General features: G+C 68.0%; 18 protein-coding genes and 6 pseudogenes. 11 read left to right on the forward strand and 13 right to left on the reverse strand.

Going from position 1 to position 23,415, the window contains the following annotated elements; genetic code table 11:
* Positions 1-123: 123 nt before the first annotated feature.
* From ACZ6JY_RS33255 to ACZ6JY_RS33270, 4 genes are all read right to left on the reverse strand, one after another.
* Positions 124-642, reverse strand: a complete 519-nt coding sequence (locus ACZ6JY_RS33255) for a proline dehydrogenase (protein ID WP_469201927.1) — start codon at positions 640-642, stop codon at positions 124-126.
* Between the two features lie 25 nt (positions 643-667).
* Complete coding sequence (locus ACZ6JY_RS33260) at positions 668-2,131, reverse strand: NF041680 family putative transposase (RefSeq protein WP_469201967.1); 1,464 nt, start codon at positions 2,129-2,131, stop codon at positions 668-670.
* Positions 2,132-2,357: 226 nt separating this feature from the next.
* Positions 2,358-3,023 (reverse strand): hypothetical protein, encoded by a 666-nt coding sequence (locus tag ACZ6JY_RS33265; protein ID WP_469201929.1) that lies wholly within the window; start codon positions 3,021-3,023, stop codon positions 2,358-2,360.
* Between the two features lie 366 nt (positions 3,024-3,389).
* The gene (locus tag ACZ6JY_RS33270) at positions 3,390-4,391 is read right to left on the reverse strand and encodes an NAD-dependent epimerase/dehydratase family protein (RefSeq protein ID WP_469201969.1); all 1,002 of its coding nucleotides are present in this window, start codon (positions 4,389-4,391) and stop codon (positions 3,390-3,392) included.
* Positions 4,392-4,642: 251 nt separating this feature from the next.
* Here ACZ6JY_RS33270 and ACZ6JY_RS33275 point away from each other — a divergent pair.
* From ACZ6JY_RS33275 to ACZ6JY_RS33285, 3 genes and pseudogenes are all read left to right on the forward strand, one after another.
* Positions 4,643-5,870: pseudogene (locus ACZ6JY_RS33275) on the forward strand (UDP-N-acetylglucosamine--N-acetylmuramyl-(pentapeptide) pyrophosphoryl-undecaprenol N-acetylglucosamine transferase).
* A gap of 506 nt (positions 5,871-6,376) precedes the next feature.
* Positions 6,377-7,090 (forward strand): IS30 family transposase, encoded by a 714-nt coding sequence (locus ACZ6JY_RS33280; protein WP_469201971.1) that lies wholly within the window; start codon positions 6,377-6,379, stop codon positions 7,088-7,090.
* Positions 7,091-7,285: 195 nt separating this feature from the next.
* A complete protein-coding gene (locus ACZ6JY_RS33285; protein WP_469201931.1) occupies positions 7,286-7,891 on the forward strand; it encodes a hypothetical protein in 606 nt (201 codons plus the stop codon).
* Between the two features lie 519 nt (positions 7,892-8,410).
* Here the strand turns inward: ACZ6JY_RS33285 and ACZ6JY_RS33290 are convergent.
* A pseudogene (locus tag ACZ6JY_RS33290) lies at positions 8,411-8,988 on the reverse strand (transposase family protein); the annotation flags it as partial.
* On the opposite strand from ACZ6JY_RS33290, the gene ACZ6JY_RS33295 reads away from it, so the two are divergent.
* A complete protein-coding gene (locus ACZ6JY_RS33295) occupies positions 8,977-9,291 on the forward strand; it encodes a hypothetical protein (RefSeq protein WP_469201933.1) in 315 nt (104 codons plus the stop codon). The pseudogene ACZ6JY_RS33290 and the gene ACZ6JY_RS33295 sit on opposite strands and share 12 nt — an antisense overlap.
* Before the next feature lie 371 nt (positions 9,292-9,662).
* Here ACZ6JY_RS33295 and ACZ6JY_RS33300 read toward each other — a convergent pair whose 3' ends face one another.
* Entirely contained in the window at positions 9,663-10,574 is a 912-nt protein-coding gene (locus ACZ6JY_RS33300) for a LysR family transcriptional regulator (RefSeq protein ID WP_469201935.1), read from the reverse strand.
* A gap of 70 nt (positions 10,575-10,644) precedes the next feature.
* Here ACZ6JY_RS33300 and ACZ6JY_RS33305 point away from each other — a divergent pair, with 70 nt between their 5' ends.
* Together ACZ6JY_RS33305 and ACZ6JY_RS33310 are read left to right on the forward strand one after the other, a co-directional pair.
* Positions 10,645-11,586 carry an NAD-dependent epimerase/dehydratase family protein gene (locus tag ACZ6JY_RS33305; protein WP_469201937.1) on the forward strand — a complete coding sequence of 314 codons (942 nt, stop codon included), beginning with the start codon at positions 10,645-10,647 and terminating at the stop codon, positions 11,584-11,586.
* 14 nt (positions 11,587-11,600) lie between these two features.
* Positions 11,601-12,485, forward strand: a complete 885-nt coding sequence (locus tag ACZ6JY_RS33310) for an aldo/keto reductase (protein WP_469201939.1) — start codon at positions 11,601-11,603, stop codon at positions 12,483-12,485.
* Between the two features lie 347 nt (positions 12,486-12,832).
* Here the strand turns inward: ACZ6JY_RS33310 and ACZ6JY_RS33315 are convergent, their stop codons facing one another.
* Both ACZ6JY_RS33315 and ACZ6JY_RS33320 read right to left on the reverse strand, forming a co-directional pair.
* Complete coding sequence (locus tag ACZ6JY_RS33315) at positions 12,833-13,486, reverse strand: hypothetical protein (RefSeq protein WP_469201941.1); 654 nt, start codon at positions 13,484-13,486, stop codon at positions 12,833-12,835.
* Between the two features lie 70 nt (positions 13,487-13,556).
* Positions 13,557-14,415 (reverse strand): annotated as a pseudogene (locus ACZ6JY_RS33320) (IS5 family transposase).
* A 69-nt stretch (positions 14,416-14,484) separates the two neighbouring features.
* Here ACZ6JY_RS33320 and ACZ6JY_RS33325 point away from each other — a divergent pair.
* Positions 14,485-14,927 (forward strand): annotated as a pseudogene (locus ACZ6JY_RS33325) (IS701 family transposase); the annotation flags it as partial.
* 143 nt (positions 14,928-15,070) lie between these two features.
* On the opposite strand, the gene ACZ6JY_RS33330 reads toward ACZ6JY_RS33325, so the two are convergent.
* The 4 genes and pseudogenes from ACZ6JY_RS33330 to ACZ6JY_RS33345 all read right to left on the reverse strand — a co-directional run bounded on the left by ACZ6JY_RS33330 (position 15,071) and on the right by ACZ6JY_RS33345 (position 17,195).
* Complete coding sequence (locus tag ACZ6JY_RS33330) at positions 15,071-15,526, reverse strand: ISL3 family transposase (protein ID WP_469201973.1); 456 nt, start codon at positions 15,524-15,526, stop codon at positions 15,071-15,073.
* Positions 15,463-15,882: a transposase gene (locus ACZ6JY_RS33335; protein ID WP_469201975.1), complete on the reverse strand. Its 420-nt coding sequence runs from the start codon at positions 15,880-15,882 to the stop codon at positions 15,463-15,465. The genes ACZ6JY_RS33330 and ACZ6JY_RS33335 overlap by 64 nt, the downstream gene beginning before the upstream one ends.
* A pseudogene (locus ACZ6JY_RS33340) lies at positions 15,883-16,119 on the reverse strand (transposase family protein); the annotation flags it as partial. It lies immediately after the preceding gene.
* A gap of 335 nt (positions 16,120-16,454) precedes the next feature.
* Positions 16,455-17,195 carry a dienelactone hydrolase family protein gene (locus ACZ6JY_RS33345; protein WP_469201943.1) on the reverse strand — a complete coding sequence of 247 codons (741 nt, stop codon included), beginning with the start codon at positions 17,193-17,195 and terminating at the stop codon, positions 16,455-16,457.
* A gap of 456 nt (positions 17,196-17,651) precedes the next feature.
* Between ACZ6JY_RS33345 and ACZ6JY_RS33350 the strand changes: the two genes are divergently transcribed.
* Positions 17,652-18,350 carry a DUF4241 domain-containing protein gene (locus ACZ6JY_RS33350; RefSeq protein ID WP_469201945.1) on the forward strand — a complete coding sequence of 233 codons (699 nt, stop codon included), beginning with the start codon at positions 17,652-17,654 and terminating at the stop codon, positions 18,348-18,350.
* A 756-nt stretch (positions 18,351-19,106) separates the two neighbouring features.
* Here the strand turns inward: ACZ6JY_RS33350 and ACZ6JY_RS33355 are convergent.
* The gene (locus ACZ6JY_RS33355; RefSeq protein WP_469201947.1) at positions 19,107-19,706 is read right to left on the reverse strand and encodes a hypothetical protein; all 600 of its coding nucleotides are present in this window, start codon (positions 19,704-19,706) and stop codon (positions 19,107-19,109) included.
* 675 nt (positions 19,707-20,381) lie between these two features.
* Between ACZ6JY_RS33355 and ACZ6JY_RS33360 the strand changes: the two are divergent.
* The 3 genes and pseudogenes from ACZ6JY_RS33360 to ACZ6JY_RS33370 all read left to right on the forward strand — a co-directional run bounded on the left by ACZ6JY_RS33360 (position 20,382) and on the right by ACZ6JY_RS33370 (position 23,002).
* Positions 20,382-20,995 (forward strand): annotated as a pseudogene (locus ACZ6JY_RS33360) (restriction endonuclease).
* Positions 20,996-21,721: 726 nt separating this feature from the next.
* Positions 21,722-22,093, forward strand: a complete 372-nt coding sequence (locus tag ACZ6JY_RS33365) for a hypothetical protein (RefSeq protein WP_469201949.1) — start codon at positions 21,722-21,724, stop codon at positions 22,091-22,093.
* 432 nt (positions 22,094-22,525) lie between these two features.
* Positions 22,526-23,002, forward strand: a complete 477-nt coding sequence (locus ACZ6JY_RS33370; protein ID WP_469201951.1) for an ATP/GTP-binding protein — start codon at positions 22,526-22,528, stop codon at positions 23,000-23,002.
* Positions 23,003-23,415: the final 413 nt, after the last annotated feature.

Consider the following 23,415-nt stretch of genomic DNA (forward strand, 5'->3'; position numbering starts at 1 on the left):
TACCCGCCTCGCTGTTTGGGTACCACCGCGCCTATCTGCGCGGACTCTAAGCTTGTGATTTAACGTCCTGGCATGAGCGGTGCGCACCCTTCTCGGTGGCCGGTCCGGTCAGGATTCGTTGTGTCAGTTCGTGTTGTCGATGACGCTGCGGGCTGCGAGGCGGAAGTTCTTGACTGCTTGGTAGAGGATTCGCTCTCGTTCGGCAGCAAGGGCGGTGTCCTCGGCTTTGCGGGTGCTGTCTCCCGCGTGAGCGTTCTCGGTCATCCGCCGCATGATGTGGGAGAGATCGCTGGAGGCGTGGGTGACTCGTGCGGCGACTTCCGCGAGGGAAGCCGGTCCTTCGAGGATGACGACTTCGGTAGCGCGGTGGACCTCGCGGGCCAGGGCGATGAAACGGCGTAGCTTCTCGTCGACGTCTGCTAGGTCGGGGTTGTCTGAACGCAGTGCGTCGAGGATGGCGTCCATGGCGATGTCGCGGTCATGGAGCGCGCTGAGATAGCTGGCGTATGCGTCGCGGCGATGCTGACGGCGCCACTGATCATGCTGCGCCCGTGCCTGTGCCCGGCCGCTCACGATCGCGGCGGCGAGAGTGGCGATAGAGCCGACAGCGGCGCCCAACAGCGCGGCAACTCCTGCGTCCATGGGCCCAGTCTGCCGTTGTTGTCGTTCATCCAGTGCGCCGGGGTTTGGTGCCGACCTTGTGGTGGGCGGGTCGGCTGTATGCCTCGCGGGTGGCAAGGACTCTGCCCACGTCATGACGGGTGGCTTGGCGCCGGTTCTTCGAACCCGGGGGCCGACCTGGTCCGGGCCGGGACGGTTTCGGTGCACCGGTTGGCGACCCGGTCTTCGCGTGCAGGTTTCTGAAGCCTCTGCGGACGCGGGCTGGTGTCAGTCTGTTCGGTTCGGCCGGCCTTTCCCAAGGTCGCCGCAGGTCGGTGGCCAGTGGGCGGGTGAGCCGGAGCTGGGCATAGGCGGCGATCACCAACCACGTCCACCGGTCGGCCGCTTCCGAGTCGCGGAGCCGGGGCTTGGTCCAGCCGAGTGTCTGCTTGAACAGGCGAAACGTGTGCTCGATGTCGAAGCGTCGGAGGAAGGACTGCCAGCATCGGTCGACATCTGCTTCGGTAGCACCGGTGCCCGACCACCACAGCCAGACCGGCTTGTTGACCCCGCCGCTGGGCAGTTTCTCCACGGCCAAGCGGATGACGGTGCCCTCGATGATGGGCAGTGGTCCGTCGTGGTCAAGCCATGCCGCCCGGCGGGTCAGGCGCGGGTGCAGCCGGTCCCATGCCCGCGCGGTCGCCTTCCCATAGAGCCGCGTGTCCGTGGCCGTCACGACCTGCTCGGTGCCCCAGGTTGCCGGGTCGCCGAAGATGAACTCGCCACTGTGCTTGGGCGGCCGACCACCTTTGGGGTCGTAGACCCGCGGCGGTGTCGGCCGCCGCATCACGCGGTCCGAACGGAGCCGCCCAACTATCTCGACAGGCAGCCCCGCCAGCAAGTGGGCGATACGCAGAGCGTCGTATCCCGCGTCCAGCACGACCAGGATCTCTGGATCACCCGGCCGCCACTGGCCGGCGGCCACCAGCCGCTCGACGACCTCGCGGACCTGCACGGAGGTCACCGCGGCGACATCGGCGCCGGGCTCCAGGCGGACCGCGTCCAGCACCGCCGTCCAGGACGTGCGGCCGGCCTCCAGCGCGGCCACCACCGAGTACGGCCAGCCCGGGACCATCTGATGCTTGCCCTCGCCGCGGCCGAATGTGTGGCAAAAGGACCGGTCAGCACATGTGTTGGCGTCCGGCCGCAGCCACGGCGAGACATCCACAGCCAGCACCAGCCGACCATCGGCCGCCCTCGGCAGCGGCATCCCGACCAGGGCACGACGCAACCTTGCGACATCGATCCGCCCCTGGTTCAGTCCGCCGTACAGAGCCCCGTGACCACGACGGTGTTCAGGCGCGAGCGCGAGATCAACCAGCGTCCGCACCGGGCCGTCCGTGCACAACAGCGCGTCGCACAACTCGAACAACGCGTCGCCCCGAGCAGTCAGACACGCGTACAGCTCCGACCGGAAGTGTGACACTTCCGCGAACGCATCCCGCAGGACGCCTTGATGCACCAAACTCACGACCACGGCCTTCGCGCTGATCCACTCTGTGACGGAGCACAGGATCAGACGGGGGCCGCCCTCACGTCCGCTGGACTGCGAAAACGCCCACCAAGTTCGAGCCGTGTTCGACACCGGACCATAAATGACAAGCTAAGTGCTTGTTTCTGAACCCTCTGGAGCGTGGGCGGTAGCCTGACAGCAGGTGGACCAAGGGTGAAGGTGCCGACCACCACCTTCAGATCGATCAAGCCGCCGGACTCCTCGGAAGGCTCTGGGTAGCGGCGGTTCGGGCAGGCGCCACGGTGTTGGTAGAGGCGTCCCCCACCATCTCGGCGACACGGCTGGCCAGGTCCTCCCACGGACGCGGACCGATGACCGGCACACCGGCTGCCTGCGCCTGCGCGGTGAGCCACCGGCCGTACAGCACGCTGACGCGTGCGCGATGGCTCTGCGGTCCGGCCTCTGGCTCCCGGCGCAGGTAGTTGGCCGTCACCTGCCCCTCGTCGTCCTCGTGGAGGAAGACGGCACGGACCGGGCCTTTGGGCGTCGCCGGTCTGGGCAGGACATAGTCCCCTTCCAGGATCACCGGGGTGTCGGTGCCCACGTGGTTGGCCACCACCGCCTCGATCGCCGGTTCCAGCGCCCTGGCGATCGCGATCTGCCGCTCGACCACCGACTCGGGCGTCTGGCGGGCGGCCTCCGGGTGAGTGCGCCAGAAGTGGACCTCTGGCAGGTGCTCAGGCAGCGTCACCGCGAGGAGGGCCTCCACGATGTCGTCGACCTCCACGACGGGGACGTCGTACCGTCGTGCCAATGCCCGCCCGACACCGGTCTTCCCCATCCCCGACGCACCCCCGACGACGAGCACCCGCCAGTCGGGAAGACTCTTCACCTCATCCGTACCGTCCACGAGGGCAGAATACTGTAGCCGCTTCTCTCACCTGAGCCACACCAGCAGCAGCGGTGTCCGTTCGAGGAACGGTCGCGGTGACCGTTCCTCGAACATTTGCGCAAAGTTCCCGTTTCGTTCTGACGACTCTTGACCTACTGATGCGGGGTTCAGAAACAGGCACTGAGCCAGCGGCCTTCAGATTCAGAACCTGCCGTGCGCACGCGATATGTAGTTAAGAGCTCGTAACAGGATCTTGGCGAGGTGTGGTGGTGCGGCCGAACTCTTCGGTCGGCCACTAAATGTTTCCTTCGGTCGCTTCGACGCTTGGTACATTCGTCGACTGCCGTCGTTGAGGATTTCGGCGTGGCGTTTTCGGTCGCGCGCCTACCCCCGCACCGCTCTACCCCACGTTTCCAGCAGTTCGCGCTCGCGCTGGCTGCTGAGGCCGGCCCGACGGGGCCGGTTCAGACCCTGCTCCCGCTCCCAGCGCAGGGTCTGTGTCAGGAGCTCCGCCCGAGGCCGGTGCCGCAGGCCGGCTGCGGTCGCCGCTGCGCCATTGCGGGCGCTGAAACCGACCCACTCCGGGTCGGTCACCCACAGCGCGAGCGACTCCGGGCCCATGGCCTGGACCACCTTCTGCCTGAGCAGCCAGTCGTTGTCCGCCTCCACCACCGGCCCGGGGAGCCCGCCGATCTCCCTCGAAAGCTCGACCCATTCCCTGAAGGGCACGACCGGGCCGACCGCGTTGTACGTTCCGGTCGTTCCCTTCTCCGCACAGTCGAGCAACCATGCAGCGAGGTCTCGTGCGTCAACCACCTGCGTCGGGATGCCAGGGCAATCCGGCACCAGCAGCGGGGCCAGCGGGTCACGGGCCGCGCGGGCGACCCAGCACCCGCAGCGGCCGCTGTGGTCACCGGGGCCGCCGATCAGTCCCGCCCGCGCAATGAGGAGTCGGTCGCCCACGGCGGCCGCCGTGGTCTCCTCGCAGGCCACCTCGGCCTCCCCGAACTCGGCGTGGTCGACCTCGTCCCGCTCGGCCGCCGGAAGCGGTTCCGCTGACTCGTCCGCGTCCAGCTGCGCATGCGAGGCATACGCGCTGACTGACGACACGTACGACCAATGGCCCGTGCCCTCGCCGAGCGCCGCTAGGGCCCCGCGGACGAAGCCTGGCTGCCACGAGACCTCGACCACGGCGTCCCACTCCCGTCCCGGCAGGCTTTCGTACGCTGACGGGTCACGTCTGTCCGCAGCGACCAACTCGGCACCCTTGGCCACCTCGCCGCTCTCCCCGCGGGCCAGGCAGGTCACCCGATGACCACGTTCCAGTGCCTGCCGCGAGACCTCGCGGCCCACCCACGCCGTTCCGCCCAGCACCAAGATCTTCATCGGGTCACTCAAACATGGACCGTGAGCATGGCCTGTGACCGCCTTTGACCACTGTCTCGACACCCTCGAAGCCGGAGCCGGGCGGCACCTGCCCTGAACCGCCGCCCCTGGGCGGAAGCGCAGGCGCATCCACGGATGGCGTACGGGCTTCCTCCCGGTGTGTAAGGCTCGCCTCCGGGCCGTCCCGGGCGGTCGGCGCAGGTGTCCTCAGACGTGTCCGGATCGTTGAGCACGCAGCTCGCAAGCGATAGATGAGGATCATCCTGGTGAACAATGACACCCTCCGTCCGCACCTGCCAGCGGACGCGAGCAGGCCCTTCCGCCTGGTCGTCACGGGCGGAGGGACCGGCGGGCACACCTACCCCGGACTCACCGCCATCAGCACGCTTCAGAGCCGCTTGACGGCAGCCGGAAGACCGCCACTGGAAGTCCTGTGGATCGGGACCGCCGAGGGCCTGGAAGCCCGCGTGGCACCGAGTGAGGGCATCACGTTCGCACCGGTTGCCACCGGCAAGATCCGCCGCTCCAAGAACCCATTGAAGCTGGCCTCCCCGGCGAACATCGCAGACATGGCCCGCGTCCCGCTCGGCGTGGTCCAGGCCCGCAAGCTCATCAACGACTTCCGGCCGGACGTGGTCCTGGCCACCGGCGGCTACGTCGCCGTGCCCGGCGGGCTGGCGGCCCGCATGTGCCGCCGACCGCTCGTCCTGCACGAGCAGACCGTCCGCCTCGGCCTGGCCAACGCCCGCCTGGCCAGCTCAGCGACCCGCGTTGCCGTCTCCTCTCCCGCCACGATCCCGCTCTTGCCCGAAGCGGTCCGGAACGCCGCGGTGATCACCGGTAACCCGGTACGGCCCGCAGTCTTCACCGGCCGAGCCGACAAGGCCATCGACGCGCTGCGCCTGTATGAGTTCGACCGCCGGTTGCCCACCGTGTACGTCACCGGCGGGGCCCAGGGCTCGAAGCAGATCAACGAGCTCATCGGCGGATCGCTCGCGTGGCTGCTGGACCAGGCCAATGTCATTCACCAGTGCGGCCCCGACCACGTCGACACCCTGCGTCGACACGCTGCCACACTCGCCCCCGCCCTGAGCGCGCGCTATGACCTGACCGGCTTCATGGGAGCTGCCGGACGTCCTCGACCTGGCCGATGTAGTGGTCTCCCGCAGCGGCGCGGGCACCATCGCCGAAATCACCGCGCTCGGCAAAGCCGCCCTCTTCGTCCCCCTTGCAACGTCCGCAGGCAACGAACAAACCCACAACGCCCGCTACCTCACCCAGGCCGGAGCCGCACTCGCCCTGCTCGACACCGTCTCCGCCGACGCCCTCCAAGACACATTGGCTCCGCTGCTCACCGACCCCCAGTACCGCACCACGATCGCCGACAGAGCCCGCCAACATGGCCACCCCGGCGCGGCGGACCAACTGGTCGATGTCATCCTCTCCGCCGCCTCGACAAACGGGGGCACCCTCAAGTGATCAACGCACCATCCACAGATGATCATGTGATCGTGGAGGCACAGGTGCGTGACTAAAGGTTTTCGCCGGCTCAGCAGGGTGAGATTTGGAGACGCTGGTGCGAGGGGCAATCGTTCAGCTTGTTCGGTCGGGCGCTCGGGGCGCCGATGCAGAACGCCCGCCGGTTCCTGCACCAGAGCGGCGGCGTCCGTCTCGCCCCGCGGCAGCGATCAGAGCGGCAAAGCGGCATCTGATCGGCAGCGAGAGCGAAGAGATATCCCGCGGTATCACCGCCGGCGAATCGGCCCAGCTGCTTGGCCAAGCAGCTGGGCCGATTCACCTTCGACCGTCTCCCGCGAGATCGCCCGCAACGGAGGCCGGGACCGCTACCATGCCGCATCCGCCGACGAGGCCGCCTACGCGCGCGGGCGCCGGCCCAAGTAGGCCAGCTCGCCCCAACGACCGGCTCTGCGCGCCCTGGTGGAGGTGAAGCTCACTCTGTGCTGGTCTCCCGATCAGATCGCAGGATGGCTGCGACACCAGTTCCCTGGCGACACCGCCATGCAGATCTCGCACGAAGCGATCGACCTCTCGCTCTACGACCCTCGTCGCCGCCAGGCAATCGACCGCAGCCTCACTCAGTGCCTGCGGTCAGCCCGGCCCATGCGCCGCCCGAAGATCGCCCGTCGGCCTACCGGGCGGGGCATCATCCGCGGCATGGTGTCCATCACCGCCCGCCCCGCCGAGGTCGAGGACCGGAAGGTCCCGGCCATTGGGAGGGCGACCTCGTGATGGGCACCAGGCCCTCGGCGGTCGCCATGCTGGTCGAGCGCACCGGCCGCTACACGGCCATCGTCGCGCTGCCGGACGGCATCAAGGCCCAGCAGGTCACCCCACACCTCACCAGGAGCCTTCTCGGCATCCCACCCCACCTGCGGCGGACGCTCACCTGGGACCGCGGCCGGGAGATCGCCGAGCACCAGGCCGTCACCACCGAGACCAGGATGCCGATCTACCTCTGCAAGCCGCGCAGCACGTGGCAGCGCGGCACCAACGAGAACACCAGCCGGCTGCTTCGGCAGTACCTCCCCAAGGGCGCCGACCTCCGCGCGTTCAGCCAGGCCGACCTGGACGCCATCGCTCACGAACTCAACCACCGTCCGCGCAAGACCCACGGCTACCGCACCCCGGCAGAGGTCTACGCTGACCTCCTGAAGAGCAGTGATGGGCTGACCGCTTGAGCTCGCCATCGTTTGACGACACCATCGCGCGGGCTACTGGAGGAAATCCGCTCGTGCAGGCGTCGGCGGTGTCACCCTCTCGTCGCCTACCAGCTCAGCCCGACGGCGGATCCAGCTCAACCCGGCGGCGGATGCTGAGCACCCACCCCGCACGCGAAGATCGACAACGTCGGATCTCGCCGGGGGAGGGCACGTATGACCACGCATGCCAGGGACACAGCAGCCGCCGAGGTGTCAGCCGGCGCGCCGGTCGGCAGCAACCCCGTCGAGCCCGTTCCCCGCTGGGCGGTCCGGGTGGCCCATGCCATCCCGCTGTGTGTCCTGCCGTCTGGGCTATGGCGTGTCGCGCTGGTGCTGGGCCTGGCCGGCTACGACGCGGACTACCACTGGGCGGTGTGGGAAAGCCCGTACGTGATCGCGCTGTCCGTGGTCTCCGAAGGACTCGCGCTGCTCGCCCTCGGGCTGGTGCGGCCGTGGGGCGAAGCCGTCCCGCCTTGGATGCCGCGGCTGCACGGTAGACGGATCCCGATCCCGGCGGTGGTCATTCCGGCCGCACTCGGGGCAACGCTGATCATGATGCTCTGCGCGTACGCCGTGCTGAACCAGGTATTCGGTTTCGTGGAGCCGATGAACGAGAACGGCGACGGTTTCCCTACCAGCGGTCCGGCCGCCTGGGCGCTGTGGACGACATACGCCCCGCTCCTCGCCTGGGGCCCGCTCCTGGCGATCCTCACCGTCGCGTACTACCGACGCCGCCGAGCAGACGACGCATCGGCTGCCGCTCGGCCCGAAGCCGGATAACCGGCCCGATCGGGCCTGCCGTTGCGCGGCATCGTGATCGTCTGCCACTTACCCGCTGTACCCGCCGACGTTTCAGACCTCACCCCTGTCCTCCTTGTTCGCAGGCTCGCGGGCGGCCTGCAGTTGACGGGCGGTGTTCTCGGGCGCCACGTCGGTCCCCGAACCGGTACGGGCCATCGAGCACCCTGCGGTCGTGGGCCTGGGGGTGCACTGGGTGCTGCCTGATGATCCCGAGCGTCCGGGCCCCAATGCCTACCGGCACCCCTTCGCAGCTCAGACCCTGCTGAGCTCGGCGCAGCTCGCGCCGGCCATCGACGCCCAGGAACCTCACCTGCTCGTCGGACAGGTGTGCGGCATCCCGCGAGTTCCCCTGAGCGCCCTGCTGAGTCACCGACCCCGTAGCCAGGGCGTTCTTTCGAGACAAGGAGCTCCTTCCAACCTCACCCTGATGCGTGGTGAAGGACGAGGACGGCCTTCACCACGTTGGTGATGCGGGCGACGCTTCTATCGTTTGAGTCGGCGGCCTGGGAACGGGACGCGGACGGGTCCGCCGGCGCTTTGATACGCCTTGTCGGCCCAGCATTTGGGTCCCGCATCGGCCAGGGCGTCGATGGTCCCGTGCTGCCTGGCGGCGGTGAGGTCGCGGGTCGAGCCGGGCAACGCCGGCGGGGCCCACAGCAGACGCCGAACGGATCGATGAGAATCTGGACGTTCATGCCGTGACGTTTGTGTTTCCCGGAGTAGTACGGGGTGTCGGCGGCGATGCGGTAAATGGGCAGCATGGTGCCGTCGAGGATGACGAACGCCCTCGCCCGGATGGTCTTCATCGCCTCGGTCAGGGTCGGGGCGAGGGTGGACACGACCTCGACGGCTTCCCGTATGTAGCGGTAGACGGTGGCGATCCCGATGCCGAACCCGGCGGCGAGCTGGGCGTAGGTGTCACCGCACCGCAGATGAGCCAGAGCGAGCAGGGCCTGACGTGCGGCGGACAGGCGTCGCCACCGCGTCCCGTTCTCCTGCCGCCTCACGGTCAGTTGCCCCGTCAGGAACCGCAGAGTGCGGCTGGACAGATCAATCGAGGACGGATGGACCAGCACGCGAAGCTCCTGGCGGACGGCCGGCCCCCCGGATTCGACAGCGAGCACTACAAGAAGCGCAACACCGTCGAACGGGCCATCAACCGCTTGAAGGGCTTCCGCGGCGTCGCCACATGCTACGAAAAGCGGGCCTACATCTACCTCGGCACCGTCACCCGCGCAGCACTCACCATCTGGCTCCGCACATGGTCCGAGAAACAGCGCCTAGTGCTGAGCGGTCCAACTTTGATGGCAGACAGTCCAACTTCACGTGCCACGGGACCCTCACCCGCGCTCACCCTGCCCGCTGATCACCGATGGTGACCGTCGGACTGTCACGCCCACGTGTCACGCGCCCTCGATCCGGCTGTCACGCTGGGGTGTCACGCTGCCCATCGGGCCCGTGATCACGAGGCCCGCCCCCGGTTTTCGGCTCCACCAGACAACGTGACACCCCCGCCGGATTCGGATGCGGATGTCCCATCTCAGTTGATCTGGTCTGTGGGAGAGGCTCCGGCTTGGGTCGACCAGAAAGCTTGAGATGCGGGTCCGTCTGGAATCTCAGTCGACCTGGACCCGAATGCGCGGATGCTGGGTGGTGTCTCGGTTGATCTGGTTCCTCTCCACGGCTTTGCACTGATGTCACGACTGGGTGGCCATGGCCAGGGCTGTGAGGAGCCGGACCTGGCCCGCGGTCAGGTGTCGTCCACTGCTGCTGCCTGCTCCTGGAGAGTCTTGATCAGGGTCGCGAGCTGTGGGTGGTCGCGGCGGCGGGTGATCGTGGCAACGCCGATGTGCCGAGTCGGACCCGGCTCCTTGATCGGGACAGTGAGCACGCCTGGCACATCCGGGGCCAGCGCGATGGAGGGGATCAGTGAGATCCCCATGCCTGCGGCGACGAGCGAGCGCGCGAAGAAGTAGTCGGTTGTCGTGCCGCGTATCTCCGGCTTGAAGCCGGCGCGCCCCGCGTAGCGCCGCAGATATGCCTCTGTCTTGAGGCAGCCGAGCACCCAGGGCTCGGCCGCCAGCTCGGCGATGTCGAGCAGAGCGCGGTCGGCCAGTCGATGGCTCTCGGGCAGCACGACGCGCAAGGGGTCTTTCAAGAGCGCAGTCCACTGCATGCTGGAGTTCTGGCTCACCTGACCGGGCAGCGGGCCGTCGAAGTGATAGGCGAGTGCGAGGTCCACGGCGCCCTGGCGGACCAGAGGCAGGCTGTCTTCAGGCTCAGCCTCCCTGACATGGAGCACGGTGTCGGGATGGGCTGCCGTCAGCCGGGGGACGGCGCCGGGCAGCAGGAGCCTGCCGCCGCTGGTGAACGTGGCGACGGTGAGCTGCGTGCGTCCCGTACCGAGCCGGTCGACCTGCTGTTGTGCGTGCGCAAGCTCTGCTGTGACCGACTCGGCGGCCTGGACCATGATCCGACCGGCCTGGGTGAGGGTGACCCCGCGCGTGCTGCGCGCTACGACCTGCGCCCCGAGGCTGCGCTCCAAGACTGCAACGTGCTGGGAGACTGCCGAGGGGGTGAGGTGGAGGGCTGCTGCCGCCTTGTTGAAGCTGCCGTGCTCCGCCACTGCCCGCAGTACGCGAAGGCGCTGCACATCGATCAACAGTATTCCTTAACACGTATCCAGTAAGTCGGCACTTCTACTGGTGACAGTAGATCCTCACGATGGGGGCATGCAAAGAATCTGTGTCATCGGCGGCAACCGGTACTTCGGAAAGCTCCTGGTCCAGCGCCTGTTGGCCGTCGGGCACCAGGTGACGGTGATCAACCGCGGCTCCACCCCGCCACTTCCCGGTGTCGAGCATCTTGTCGCCGACCGCGACGACGAGGCCGCCTTGGCCGCCGCCCTCGGCTCCCGCACCTTCGACGTGGTCGTCGACCAGGTCTGCTACACCCCCGTGCAGGCCGCCATCGCCGCCCGCGCTTTGCGCGGCCGCACCGCGCGGTACGTCATGACGTCCACGATCGAGGTGTACGACCCGACGACCGCCGCACTACCCGCCGTCCGGTACGGCACGCCTGTGCCGGAAGACATCGTGGACCCCGCCGCCTGGCTGGTGCGGATGGACTTGCCCTGGCACGACGCGGCGTACCTGGATGCCCACTACGCCGAGGGCAAGCGCCAGGCGGAGGCCGTCTACACCCGGGACGGCGGTTTCGCGTTCGCCTCCGTGCGCAGCGCCCATGTACTCGGCGGCGGCGTGCAGGAGTTCACCGGCCGCCTGGAGCACTACATCGAGCGCATCGGCCAGGGCACGGAGATCGCCGTGCACGCCGAGGCGCTGCCCACGGTCTTCATCCACTACGAGGAGCTGGCGGACCTGCTGCTGTGGGCGGCCACGGCCACCGACTTCACCGGCCCGGTGAACGCCTGCTCCGACGAACTGCTCGACGTACGCGGCCTGGCCGCCGTCATCGCCGCGCAGACTGGCCGGGAACCCGTGTACCGGACCATCGCCGCGGGAGAGGCGGCCTCGCCCTTCTCCTTCGACCGCCACTACGCCATGAGCAACATTCGTGCGAAGGAACTGGGCTTCTCCTTCTCCCGCACCACCGACTGGCTGCCCAGCGCCGTCGCCGAAGCCCTCAACGCATCCGTCGCCCAAGCCACCTGAGGAACTGACCCACCATGCAATACCGCACCATCGGGAAGACCACCGTCAGCGCCGTCGGCCTGGGCGCCATGCCGCTGTCCATCGAGGGACGACCGGACGAGGAACGGGCCGTCGCCACCATCCACGCCGCCCTCGACGCGGGCGTCACACTCATCGACACCGCCGACAGCTACCACTGGCACGCCAACGAGAGGGGCCACAACGAACTTCTCATCGCCCGCGCCCTCGCCCGCTACGGCAGCGACACCTCCGGCGTCCTCGTCGCCACCAAAGGCGGCCGCGGCCGGCCCGGCGACGGCAGCTGGACGGTCACCGGTACTCCCGGACATCTCAAGCGCGCCGCCGAGGCATCCCGGAAGCGACTGGGCGTCGAGGCCATCGGCCTCTACCAACTGCACAAGCCGGACCCGGCCGTGCCATGGGCCGACTCCGTCGGCGCACTGCTCGAACTGATCGACGCCGGCACGATCCGCGCCGCCGGGATCTCCAATGTGAACACTGCCCAGATCCGCGAGGCGCACGCGATCCTTGGCGACGGGCTCGTCTCCGTCCAGAACCAGTACTCCGTCGCCGTGCGCGGCAGCGAGCCCGAACTGCGGCTGAGTACGGAGCTGGGCCTGGCCTTCCTGCCCTGGAGCCCACTGGGCGGCATCGCCCGTAGCTCTCTCGACGGCCCGTCGGGCCCGACCTCCGCGGGCACCGCCTTCCACCACATCGCAGCCGAACGGGGTGTCAGCCCGCAGCAGATCGCCCTGGCGTGGTTGCTCACCCGCTCCCCGGCAATGATCCCGGTGCCGGGAGCCAGTCGCCCGGCATCCATCCAGGACTCGACCCAGGCCGCCGAGCTCAAGCTGAGCTCGGCGGAGCAGGCACTGATCGACGATGCGCCGCCGAGCTGAACCCAAGCCGCTCGACGTCCGCTGCGGCAGACAACGTGGCGGGACTCCTCGGAGGCAGCTGCTGATCTCCGACAAACAGCTCAGACCGACTGGTCGGGGCGAGGGCCACGCAGCCGCTGCCGGAGCGCATCGCGGGGTGAATGCGCCGCGTTCCATGTGCTCGGTCACACGTCGCCGAACCACAACACCTGAGACCAGAAGCACATCGAACCAGTCATCTGGGACAGGGACCAGATCCATCGAGATGGGACAGCGAAGCGTAACCGCCGGGATCGGTCCCGCTGTCCTGTCTCACTGAACCTTGACCGAATCTCAGGGACGTTTGACTGGCTCGGGGGCAGGGGCGGCTAGAGGCCGGCGTTCGCATCGGGCTTGTCTGCCTGGCGCTCGGTTGCCATCGACCGCCTGGCGGCTTCCCGTGCCGCCTGCTCATTTGGACGGAGCACTCTGCGCCGTCCAGTACTGGGGTCCAGCAGGAACGGATCACGCAGCAATTCCCCGTCCGGCTGTGGCGGCTCCTGCCACCCGGCGGGCGTGAAGACGATCACGTACTCCTCCAGTCCTTCGTGGAGGACTTCGTCCCTGCCGAGGCCCTCCACGAACCGCTGGTTGGCGTGCTCCCGGCCCTTGGCGTACACCCGCACCGTGTGGGTGCGCGAGGTCGGCACCTTCAGATGGACGGCTGGATTGGAGGGCCCGGTGGTACATCCCCAGAGCTCCATCCGCCCGCCGTACACCGGTCGGTACTCCACTGTGTCCAGCAGCGCCCAGCCCTCCCCGAGCTCCGGGAGGCTCTCGTCCGGTCCGGTGCTGATCAGTGCCACCGGCGCGTAGTGGGACTGCACGCAGCTGCACACCGTCAACTGGCCGGGGGTAAGCAGTACCGGACGGCCGCTGGCGAAGTCGGGTTTCTCGTCGAGGCCCTCGATGCCGCTCTCCACCCGCTCGGTGGCGTAGAAGTGGCGGTAATCGATGTCGATGATCCCGTCGTGCCGCTCCACGGTTCCTCCTCGCCGCAGGATACAAGTCACTGGACAGCATCCACCGTCACGCATCGTCTGAGACCGTGTCCTACGTGGTGAGGCGGACGAGTCGTTTGTAGCAGCACAGGGCTGCGGCGAGTCCGAGAAGGGCCAGGTAGTTGCGGGGATTGCGTTCATAGCGGGGGCTGAGGCGCCGGTAGCCCGACAGCCAGGACATGGTCCGCTCGATCATCCACCTGCGGCGGCCGAGCCGTTCGCTGGACTCGATTCCCTTGCGGGCGATGCGCACGCCGATGTGCTTACTCCATAGCCATTTCCGCAGGGGGGTGTCGTATGCCTTGTCTGCGTGCAGCCTCTTGGCCTTGAAGTACCGGCCGCGGTAGGGGTCGTTTTGCGTTTGGTGGCCCTCGACCATGGGCTCAGCCCTTCGCTGTCGTGGACGTTGCCGGCCGAGATGCCAACGACGAGGGGCAGGCCGTTCGCATCCGACAGGATGTGCATCCTGGAACCCGGCTTGCCCCGGTCCACGGGACTCGGACCTGCGTGTTCGCCCCCTTTTTAGCGCGGACGTGCGCGGTCTCCAGGACAACGCGGTTGACATCCACGAGCCCGGCGTCATGCAGCCGGTGCAGTACGGCCTCGTGCAGCCGGCCCCAGGTCCCGGCTCTGGACCAGATCACGAACCGGCGGTGCGTGGTCGACTTCGATATGCCAAAGCAGGGCGGCAAAGCCCGCCAGGCGCAACCACTCACCAGCACGTAGACGATCGCCGCAAACAGCGTCTCATCAGGCGTGTCCTGCGTCCCGCCGCCCTGCGGACGCACCCTCGACGGCGGGGTCAGCGGCTTCGCGATCTCCCACAACCCGTCCGGAACGATCCAACCGTCCGGAACGATCCAACTCCAAGTTCCCCGTCCCGTACCAGAGTCAACGACCGCCTCGCCCACGTAGGACACGGTCTAGTACTGCAATGGTGTCTGTTGTGACTGGTCGTCAGGTAGTTCGTTGATGTGGTTATGGGCGGGGACTTTGCTGGTGTGCGTGTGTGGGCGAGTGCAGTGGAAGCTGTGCACGGGCGGTTCGTGCACCGGTTCAACCGGTGTGAGCCACGGGAGTCGGCGCTTGCTTATGTGCAGGGGTTGATCGCTGCGTTGGAGCGGAAGAACGGCTGGATGCTGGCAGGACAGGCAGGTCATGCCGCGCCGGACCGTATGCATCGGCTGCTGAACCGGATCGAGTGGGACGCCGATGAGATCCTGGACGACATACGCGACTACGTCGTTGAGTACCTCGGTGACCGTGATGCTGTCCTGATCGTGGACGACACCGGCTTGCAGCGTCAGTACTTCGGAACCGCCGGCCGGACGGAGAACTGCCAGATCGGTGTCCTCCTCGCTTACGCATCTCGGCACGGACGCATGCTGATTGACGGCGGCTGTATTTGCCCACGTCATGGACTGGCTTCGTTCGCTTCAAGCGGCAGCGTTTGTTCAGCAGTCTGGGAGGCAGTTGGTGATCGACTGGCTCGCTGATGTTCACGAGAGTTGGGTTATGGCACAGATCTTGGGCTCTGTCGCTGATTTGAGGATGCCGCCTGGTGGATCACGGCGAGAGGAGGATGAGGCGTCGCAGGAGGTCGAAGTTGGCCCGGCCGTACATCTGTCTCTTCAGTAATTTGATTTTGGTGACATTGCCTTCGACCGCTCCGGAGGTGAGGGTGGTGGTCAGGGCCGCGAGGACGGCTGCTCGGTCGCGCCGGATGCCGGCGGCCAGGGTGCGGAGTTCTCTTCCGTCGAGGCGGACGTCGGCGAGCCAGACGTCGAGGGCCAGGTGCTCGTTGCGGCGTTCGCGTACCAGTGTGGCCAGACGCTGGGCGTAGTCGGTGGTTGTGGCCAAGGCGGGGCTGCGTTCGCACAGTTCGGTGAGGTATTTGCGTTCGGTGTCGGTGAGCCGTTCGGGCCGTCGCATGATCCAGTTGGTGACGCGTCGGACGGTCAGATGCGGTAGCGGGACGGGTCGCGGCAGACGGTCCGTACCTCGGGGTGATCGCTCAGCCAGGTGGCGAAGGTGTGCGCTGCCCGGTCCACGAGAACATCGACGGGGCGGTGAGTGTTCATGTCGATGAGGATCGTTGCGTAGGTGCGACCGCGGCGTATGGCGAATTCATCGACGCCCAGGCACGGAACGGGCCGCGACGGCGGGTCGGGCAGTGCACGAATGGGACGGAGTAGGGAGTCCTTGCTCGTGGTGATGGCCATGCGTCCGGACAGACGCGTTCCTGGACGTCCGCCCAGGAACAGGGCGATGTCGGTGAGCTGAGCGGTGAGGGCGTTCGTGCGGCGTGCGTATCGGCGGGTCAGGGCCGGGACCTGCTCGGCGAACGTCCGCTGTGTGCAGCGGTCGTTGCTGCACACGAGACGACGTGCCCGCAGATCGAGCAGCACCCGTCGGCCGGCGACAGGGCGGTCCGCGAGAGACCGCGGGTAGTAGCAGTGCACCCGAGAGGATCTCCGCCCGCATGCCGGGCAGACGGCCGAGCCCGCCGGAGACCGCACGAAGAGTCGGACCTCGGATTCCCCGAGGACCACCCTCTCGACCTCCACGCTCGCACCCGGCAGAAGTACGTCAGCGAAGCTCACTGGATCCTTCACACCCAGGTGATGCCCACCCGCCCGCAGCCGGGCGCACCACCAAATCAGCGACAGAGCCCAAGATCTGTGCCAGAACCGAGAACCGACAGCACCTGTGTACGAGTTTGGGCAGCACTCGGAGCTCTGCAGAAATCGAACAGTTCATGACTTTGGGCAGCACTGGCCCCCGCTGAGAGTTCAGCACGGGCCCGCGCTGAGAGTTCAGCACGGGCCCCTGCTGAGAGTCCAGCAGGGGCCCGCGACGGAGAGAGCTGCGGAGGGCCGGGCCCTGTCCTCGTTGAACGGCATACCGGCCGACAGCAGCTACCGTCTGCTGCCGGTCTGACGGCCCGGTCTCACTTCAGATGTCGGGTGAGGAACTGGCCCGCGGCGTGCCCCGCGAACTGTGGGACGCCGGTGTGCCCGCCCATATTGGCGTGCAGGGTCTTCTCCTTGGAGCCGAAGGCGTCGAACAGGTCCAGGGCCGCCTGCCGGTCGTTGCCTTCGTCGTCCCACTGCAGCAGGACGTGCACAGGAATCGTGACCTGGCGGGCCTCCTCGAACATGGCGCGAGGAATGAAACTCCCGGCGAACAGAACGGCGGCCGCGATGCGCGGCTCGACCACCGCCAGCCGGACGCCGATGGAGATCACTCCCCCCGAGTACCCGACCGGGCCGCCGATCTCGGGCAGCGACAGGAGCGCGTCCAGGGCGGCCTGCCATTCCGGGACAGCCTTGTCGACCAGCGGGAGGATGAGGGCGTCGACGATCTCGTCGCTCACCGGCTCGCCGGCCTCCATCGCCCGGCGCAGGTCGGCGCGGGCCTGCTCGGCGGCGGGCAGGCGGGGCCGGTCGCCGCTTCCGGGGAGCTCGATGGTGGCTGTGGCGAAGCCGTCCGCCGCACAGTGCCGGGCTCGGGCCACCAACCGGGGGTACATCTTGCGCAGCCCGAGAGGAGGGTGGCCGAGCAGGATCAGCGGCGCCGGTACGGATACGGAGGCCGCTGCGGGCGTCCACAGGATGCCGGGGATCTCACCCAGGGTGAATTCGCGTTCGAGGACGCCGTCATCGAACCGTTGCTCAGACGTGAATCGCATGGTCGTGCCTTTCGGGAGTGCTCACAGTGGCGCTCCCGGACGACCTATCGCCCGACCGTGACCCCGGAGGGGAGCACCCATGTCGATACTGCGTTCACGGGTACCACCTCCTCGATCTCTCGCACGGCCTCCGGGAGGCTAACAGTGGTCGGCCGTGGCTCGCCAACGAGTTTTCGCGGAGGCTCGACCGGATGCCACGGAGACACGATGCACAGCTACTCAGGGTGACGTCGCGACTTCCCGAGTCGCGGCTCTGCGACGGCGGAGTGCACTGGCGCTGTCGTTTCTCGGTTCTGGCACAGATCTTGGGGAGCGGTCGCGGAGCGTGAGGATAGCGTTCGATTGCAAAGGTGCTCCGGCAGCCTGCGCTCGAGAACGATGCGAGAAGTGCCGATGTCAGTGGGCCCACGTACGTTTCGGTTGACCGTCCATGCGGGCGGCGAGGAGGGGTGAGCCATGAAGTGGGTCGGGGACGAGCGGCTGGCAGCCGGGTCTGAGGCCACCTGGTACCTGGAGACGGCTTTCACGCCCGGCGCTCACCTGGGGACGGTGTACGACGATCCGACGACGCCCGTCGTCGTGACCAGCATCGAGGAGGTGACCATCATGCGTGTACCCAGCGGCCGTCTTGTTGTCGATGCGCCGTGGGACGACGAGGACGTCTGGAGATACGAGCGAGGGGTGCCGACTCGGCCTCCGCGGGAGCTGGCGGTGCGTATTCCCCCAGGCGTCTACCGAGTAGAGATCGCGTGGACGGCGGGCCCGTACGAGTTCTTCGACGAGCACTTCGATGGCGTCGAGTGCGCCGCGACGCGCCTGCGCATCAGCGACGACCCTGTGATCGGGTGGGAGATGGGCTTGGGTGTCGACGACGATATCGACCGGCTTCCGCCAGGCGGGCAACCCCAGTTCGGCGCCGACCACAATGTTGGCTGCTTCGCCGACGCCGGCGCGTGGACGACCTTGTCCGCGCCATTTCGCACGTGTGTGGATGGCCGTTGGGAGCCGCGAGGAGCCGGACGACTGCCGGATGGGTGCGAGCGGATAAGCGACGAGTCGCAACAAGCGGATCTGGTTACGTTCACGGCGCAGTCGGGCGGCGTCGTCTGGTTGGGACGGACCAAGAACGGCTACGTGGCCGCTTGGGCGGTGTAGATGCAGCCGATCTGCTGGTGGCCGCCGGTGTGGGTGGCCCAGAGCTGGCTTCTCGGGGCGAGAGGGTTGCCATCGGGGGCGGTGAGGGCTTTGTTCGCGTTCCACGCGCCTTTCCACGTACGGGTGGCTCCGGTCCGACGGATTCGCAGCGGGGGATCTGCTCGCTCAGGTAGGAGCGCAGACGATCAGCCGACTCGACAACCGCTTCGAAGAACTCGTCTTTGTGCGGGTCGTAAAGCACCCGGTGATTCTCCAGGTGACGCAGGATCTGCCGGGCTCGCGCGTGCTCGGTCTCTTGGGCTTGCCAGCTCAAGGTCGCGCCAGTGAGCGAGACGCTGATGCTCGTGAACTGCCTCTTCGTGTCCCGCTTCCGCCTGAACCACATACGTTGCCGCCGCCCCTGTCCAGAACCACGGTCCGACTTCAGTGGCAGGAAGATAGTGGTTGTCCAACTTCACTGGCAATCAGTCCAAGCTCGGAGTCAGAGGCCACCGCCCGACGCCCGCGATCAACGACGGTGACTGTCACGCTCGGTGTCACGCCCCCCTGATCCGGCTGTCACGCTGCCGATTCGGCCTGCGACAGCGGGGCCGACCCCCAGATTTCGGCCTCACGTCCAACGACGTGACACCGCTCCCGGCCCGACTACGGTCCGCATCTGCTGCCGGATTCGGCTGACTCGTCGCAGTCGACCTGGTCCCCGTCTCATGTGGTCTGGTCCGGTTCGCTCGCCGTCTCAGACGGGGTCCGTCGGGGCTACTCGTATATCTGGGCGGCTGAGAGCTGGTGGGCGACTGACCACCAGGTGACCGGTTCGAGTCGGGCATGGAACGGCGTGTCCGCGCCCAGCCAGGCGGCCCAGGCCTCGAGCACGTCGTACAGGGTGCCGTACGCCCAACTGCCTCCATCGCCGGCCCATTCACCGCGGCTGGTCTTCACCTGCGTTTCCCGTCGGTCGCGGGCGAAGTCGACAGCGAGCGTCGCGGCATACAGACGCAGGTCGTGGGCACTGCCCACCTCGTCCGGCTCGGTGACGGAACCGGCGAGATCGCCGTCAATGCCGGGCGTCGCGGTGCGGAGAGTGTCCAGTTGAAAGGACAGCCCCTGCCACCCGGGCCGATCAGGAGCCTCTTCGTGCAGCAGGTCGGTGCCGTCGAGCCGGTTTTCCAGAAGCCGAACCCAGGCCCAGAGGAAGCCGTCGACGGACCGGTTGGTCCAGCGTCGTGCTGCGGGTGCGTGGGGATCGTGCCCGTCGCAGGCGGTCTCACAGTCTGCGGACAGCAGTTGAAGGTAGGCAGTGAAGTCCTGGCGGGACTTCACCTGCTGCCAGGAATCGGAGTTTCGGGGTACAGGCACATCGCGAAGAGTACGAGCCCTGCTGGCCTGCGTCGACCAGATTCGCGGAGCCGCACCAGATCACTTGAGACGACAACCGGCACCCGTGCGTGCGGGGCCGGATCAATTGAGATTTTCACCGGACGGGCATCTCAGATGACCTGGTCGCCGCAGGTCACAGGCGCACCCGGGCCCGGACGACAGGGCATGCCCCGGTAGTCCGCTATCTCTCTTCGCGATCACTGTGCGCTCAGGCTTAATGACTGATTGTCAGTGGTAGCTGTCAGCATGGCAGTTCGGCGGGGAGGCCGCGGGGGAGGAGGGCTGTATGCCCTGGGTGAATGCGTACCGGCGCAAGGACGGGACCAAGGTCAGGGGCACTCGCGGTGGACTGCGGGCGCCCGGGGGGGGGCGATCCTGGCGGTAGTGGCGGTGATCGTGGTCGGCGGCGGAAACGCCGCGAACAACGACACCTCGCGGCACGAAGCGGGAGAACAAGCCGCGGCCGGACTCGACGGCAGTGTACCCGGTGCGCTTTCCCGGCTGGAAGAAGGACACGACACCAAAACCACAGCCGTCGGTGTCCTACCCGATCCGATTCTCACCCTGGGCCGGTGCCCGGTGACGCGCTGCCCGCCCGCCCGCCGACGCCGACGACGGCAGACCAAACGCCGGCAGCAACAGCAGACCCAGCTCCTGCTGCTCCTGGCGGCAGCCGTCCTCGTGTACGCCGTCGTCACCTGGTTGCTCACGCACTGGTGGGTGCTGATCCTGCTGCTGCTCGCGGCTGCCGGGACGGGCGCCCTGCTGCTGCGCCAGGGGCAGCAGCAGGCCGCGTGGGTCGACGTGCACCGGCAGACCCTGCGCTACCGGCTCGAGTAACTGGATGCCCTGCATCACTGCGACTTCGAGTACGCGGTGCGCGACCTGATGCGGCGTGACGGTTGCACCGATGCCCGCCAGGTCGGCGGGGCCGGCGACAATGCAGCGGACGTCCTGGCCACCGATCCGCTGGGCCGCACGTGGGTCATCCAGTGCAAGCACCGCAAGAACGGAGCCCAGGGCACAGCCGTCGGCACACCCGATCTGCAGCGCGTCAACGGCACCGCCCGCCAGCTCCACGGAGCCGACGTCGTCCTGGTCGTGACCAACGGCCGCTTCTCCACCCGCTGCGCACCGCTGGCCGGGCAGTTGCGCATGCACCTGGCCGACCGGAAGCTGTTGGCAACCTGGGCGCGGCCGGTTCGCGGCCGCTGTGGGACCTCCTGCCGCAGATCCCGCCGCCGCGCCGCTCGACGCCCACGAGCTGAGGTGGGCGTGTGCGCGGTTGGGCGGGAGAACCCTGTCTGGTCGGCTTCCCCAACGGGGGATCCGGCTCTGGCCTGCGGTGGTAAGCGCTTTGCCCTGCCCGCAGACCGGCGTGGTAAGTCCCCTACCGACGTATGCCCGTGGTGGAGGAGACGGCCCCGTTAGATCTGACGGGACCCTCAGAGCTGGGTTCGCTGCCGTGGATCGCATGGCCGGGCCCCCTTGACCACCTAGCGGCCAAGGGGGCCGGTCAAGGGGTGCAGACCTTGTCATCCAAGCCCACCGACCACAGGAGAGCTGCCGCTGGCAAGTGAGGCAGGCCCGATGTGACACCGGATGGGACATTGGACGGGCCGGGATGTGACGTCACATGCTCTGACCTGGGGATAAGGCATCGAGGTGTGGGGTTCCTTGTTGTGTCACACGTGGGACATCCCTGCTGTCCGTACCCTTTGTGATCTTCCCGGCACGCCGAGTTATGGTGATCGCCATACCTGCTGTCTTCCATCCCCCGGGGGGATTTGTGACGACCCGCTCCACGCGCCGTGCGGCATCGCTGTGCGGTGCTCTCACGCTCTCGCTCGCTCTGGCCGCCTAGCGCGTCAAGCCAGGGTGACGGCAAGGTTTCTGACACTCAGCTACCCGCCGCCCGTGAGGCGGCGTCGGACAAGCCCGCGTCCACGCCGTCCGCCCGGGACCAGGACCCGCAGGCGAAGGAGAGGCTGGCGGTGCTCGACGTCTACGCCGCGATGTGGGAGGCACAGATGACCGCCTACGAGAAGGGCTCGCTCAAGGGCACCGCGGTGTCGAAGTATGCGGCGCTGAACGCGTTGTCGACGTTCGAGTTGGATGTGCGCGCAATGAAGAAGGCCGGCACCGTCGGCGGCGGCTCCCTGGGCCACGACGCGGACGTCGACAAGCTGGACCTGGACGCGAAGCAGCCCACCGCGACCGTCACCGACTGCGTGGACGTCAGCCGGTGGAAGGCCAAGCGCGTGGGCAGCGGCGAGAGCGTGCCCCTGCCCAAGGACCAGCCGCGCCGCTACAAGGCCACCGCCACCGTCGGGAGGTGGGACAAGGGCTGGTTGGTCACCGAGTAGACCCCGCACGGAGACCAGCGGTGCTGAGCCGCCGCGCGGTCCCGGCCGCGCTCGCTCTGGCCGCCGTGGCCGGGACCCTGAGCGTGTCTCCCGCCGCTGCTGACGGCGGGTCGGGCAAGGCGGGCTGCGACACCTCCACGGTCATCGTGACCGTCTGCGCCCGCGACTCCGCCAGCGCCCCGGCCAGTCCGGGCCACGCTGCTCGGCCCGCCAAACGCGGCGACAAAGACGGCGGCGGGGGCCCGGCGTCGAAGTGCGTGTACGAGAAGGCCGTCCCCCAGCCCCCTGCCAACAACCTCGCGGTGAAGGAAGGCAAACGCCGCGGTGACAAGGGCGCGGTCTACCGCGTCATGTGCCCCGAGACCGGCCGCATGGGCGTCGTATGGCTCCCCGCAGGCGATCAGGCCCCGGTCCGCCATCGACCCGGAGACCGTGGCACGCCAGGCGGTGGACTCGATGCCCCTGAAGGGCCCGCGGATCGAGTCGCCGAGGGCGGCGGGCAAGTACGTGGCGGGCGTGCCGATGTGGATGCACGCCGCGCGCACTCCGACGTCGTACGGGCCGCAGTCGGCGACCGCGACCGCCGGCGGCGTCACCGTCACCGCGACCGCGAAGGTCTCGCGCATCGTGTGGGACATGAAGGACCCGGGCGATCCGGGCCGGATCGTCTGCCACGGCCCGGGCGCCATGTACCGGGAGGCGTATGGGATGCGGGAGTCCCCGGACTGCGGGCACCGCTACCAGAAGACCAGCGCCGGCCAGCCTGACGAGCGGTTCCCCGTCACGGCGACGTCGTCCTGGGCCATCACCTGGGAGGTCACCGGAGGCGGTACCGAGTCCGGCTCGTGGACCGAGACCCGCGAGAGCACCGTCGGTGTCCGCGTCGGGGAAGTGCAGGTTCTCAACTGACCGGACCCCGGAAAGTACCCCGCGCAGGCAGACGGGGCTGGCCTGACACCGAGCGGCTCGGTGCTCTTCCGGCCGGGGCGGTATCGGCGGGACGCTAAGGCGATAGCAAGGAAGACGCGTCGCTGCGCGCAGTGCCGGGCGCCGTTGCCTCAGGGGGCGGGGCCGAATCGGCGGTTTTGCGATGTGACGTGCCGCAGCCGGCACTGGCGGCGCGTGCAGCGGCACGAGGAGATCTACCGGCGGGCTCTCGATGGCCTGGGCCTCATTCGGGGCGAGGTCCTGTGGGCGCAGGGCCGGTGCCCGGCGTGTGGCGTGCATGTGTCCCTGCGCAAGCGGACCGATGCGGTGTACTACTCGCCGAAGTGCCGGACACGGGCGTGGCGCCTGCGAAGGGAAACCGCGGACGGGGACGT

This window comes from Streptomyces sp. NPDC046335 (assembly GCF_055587985.1).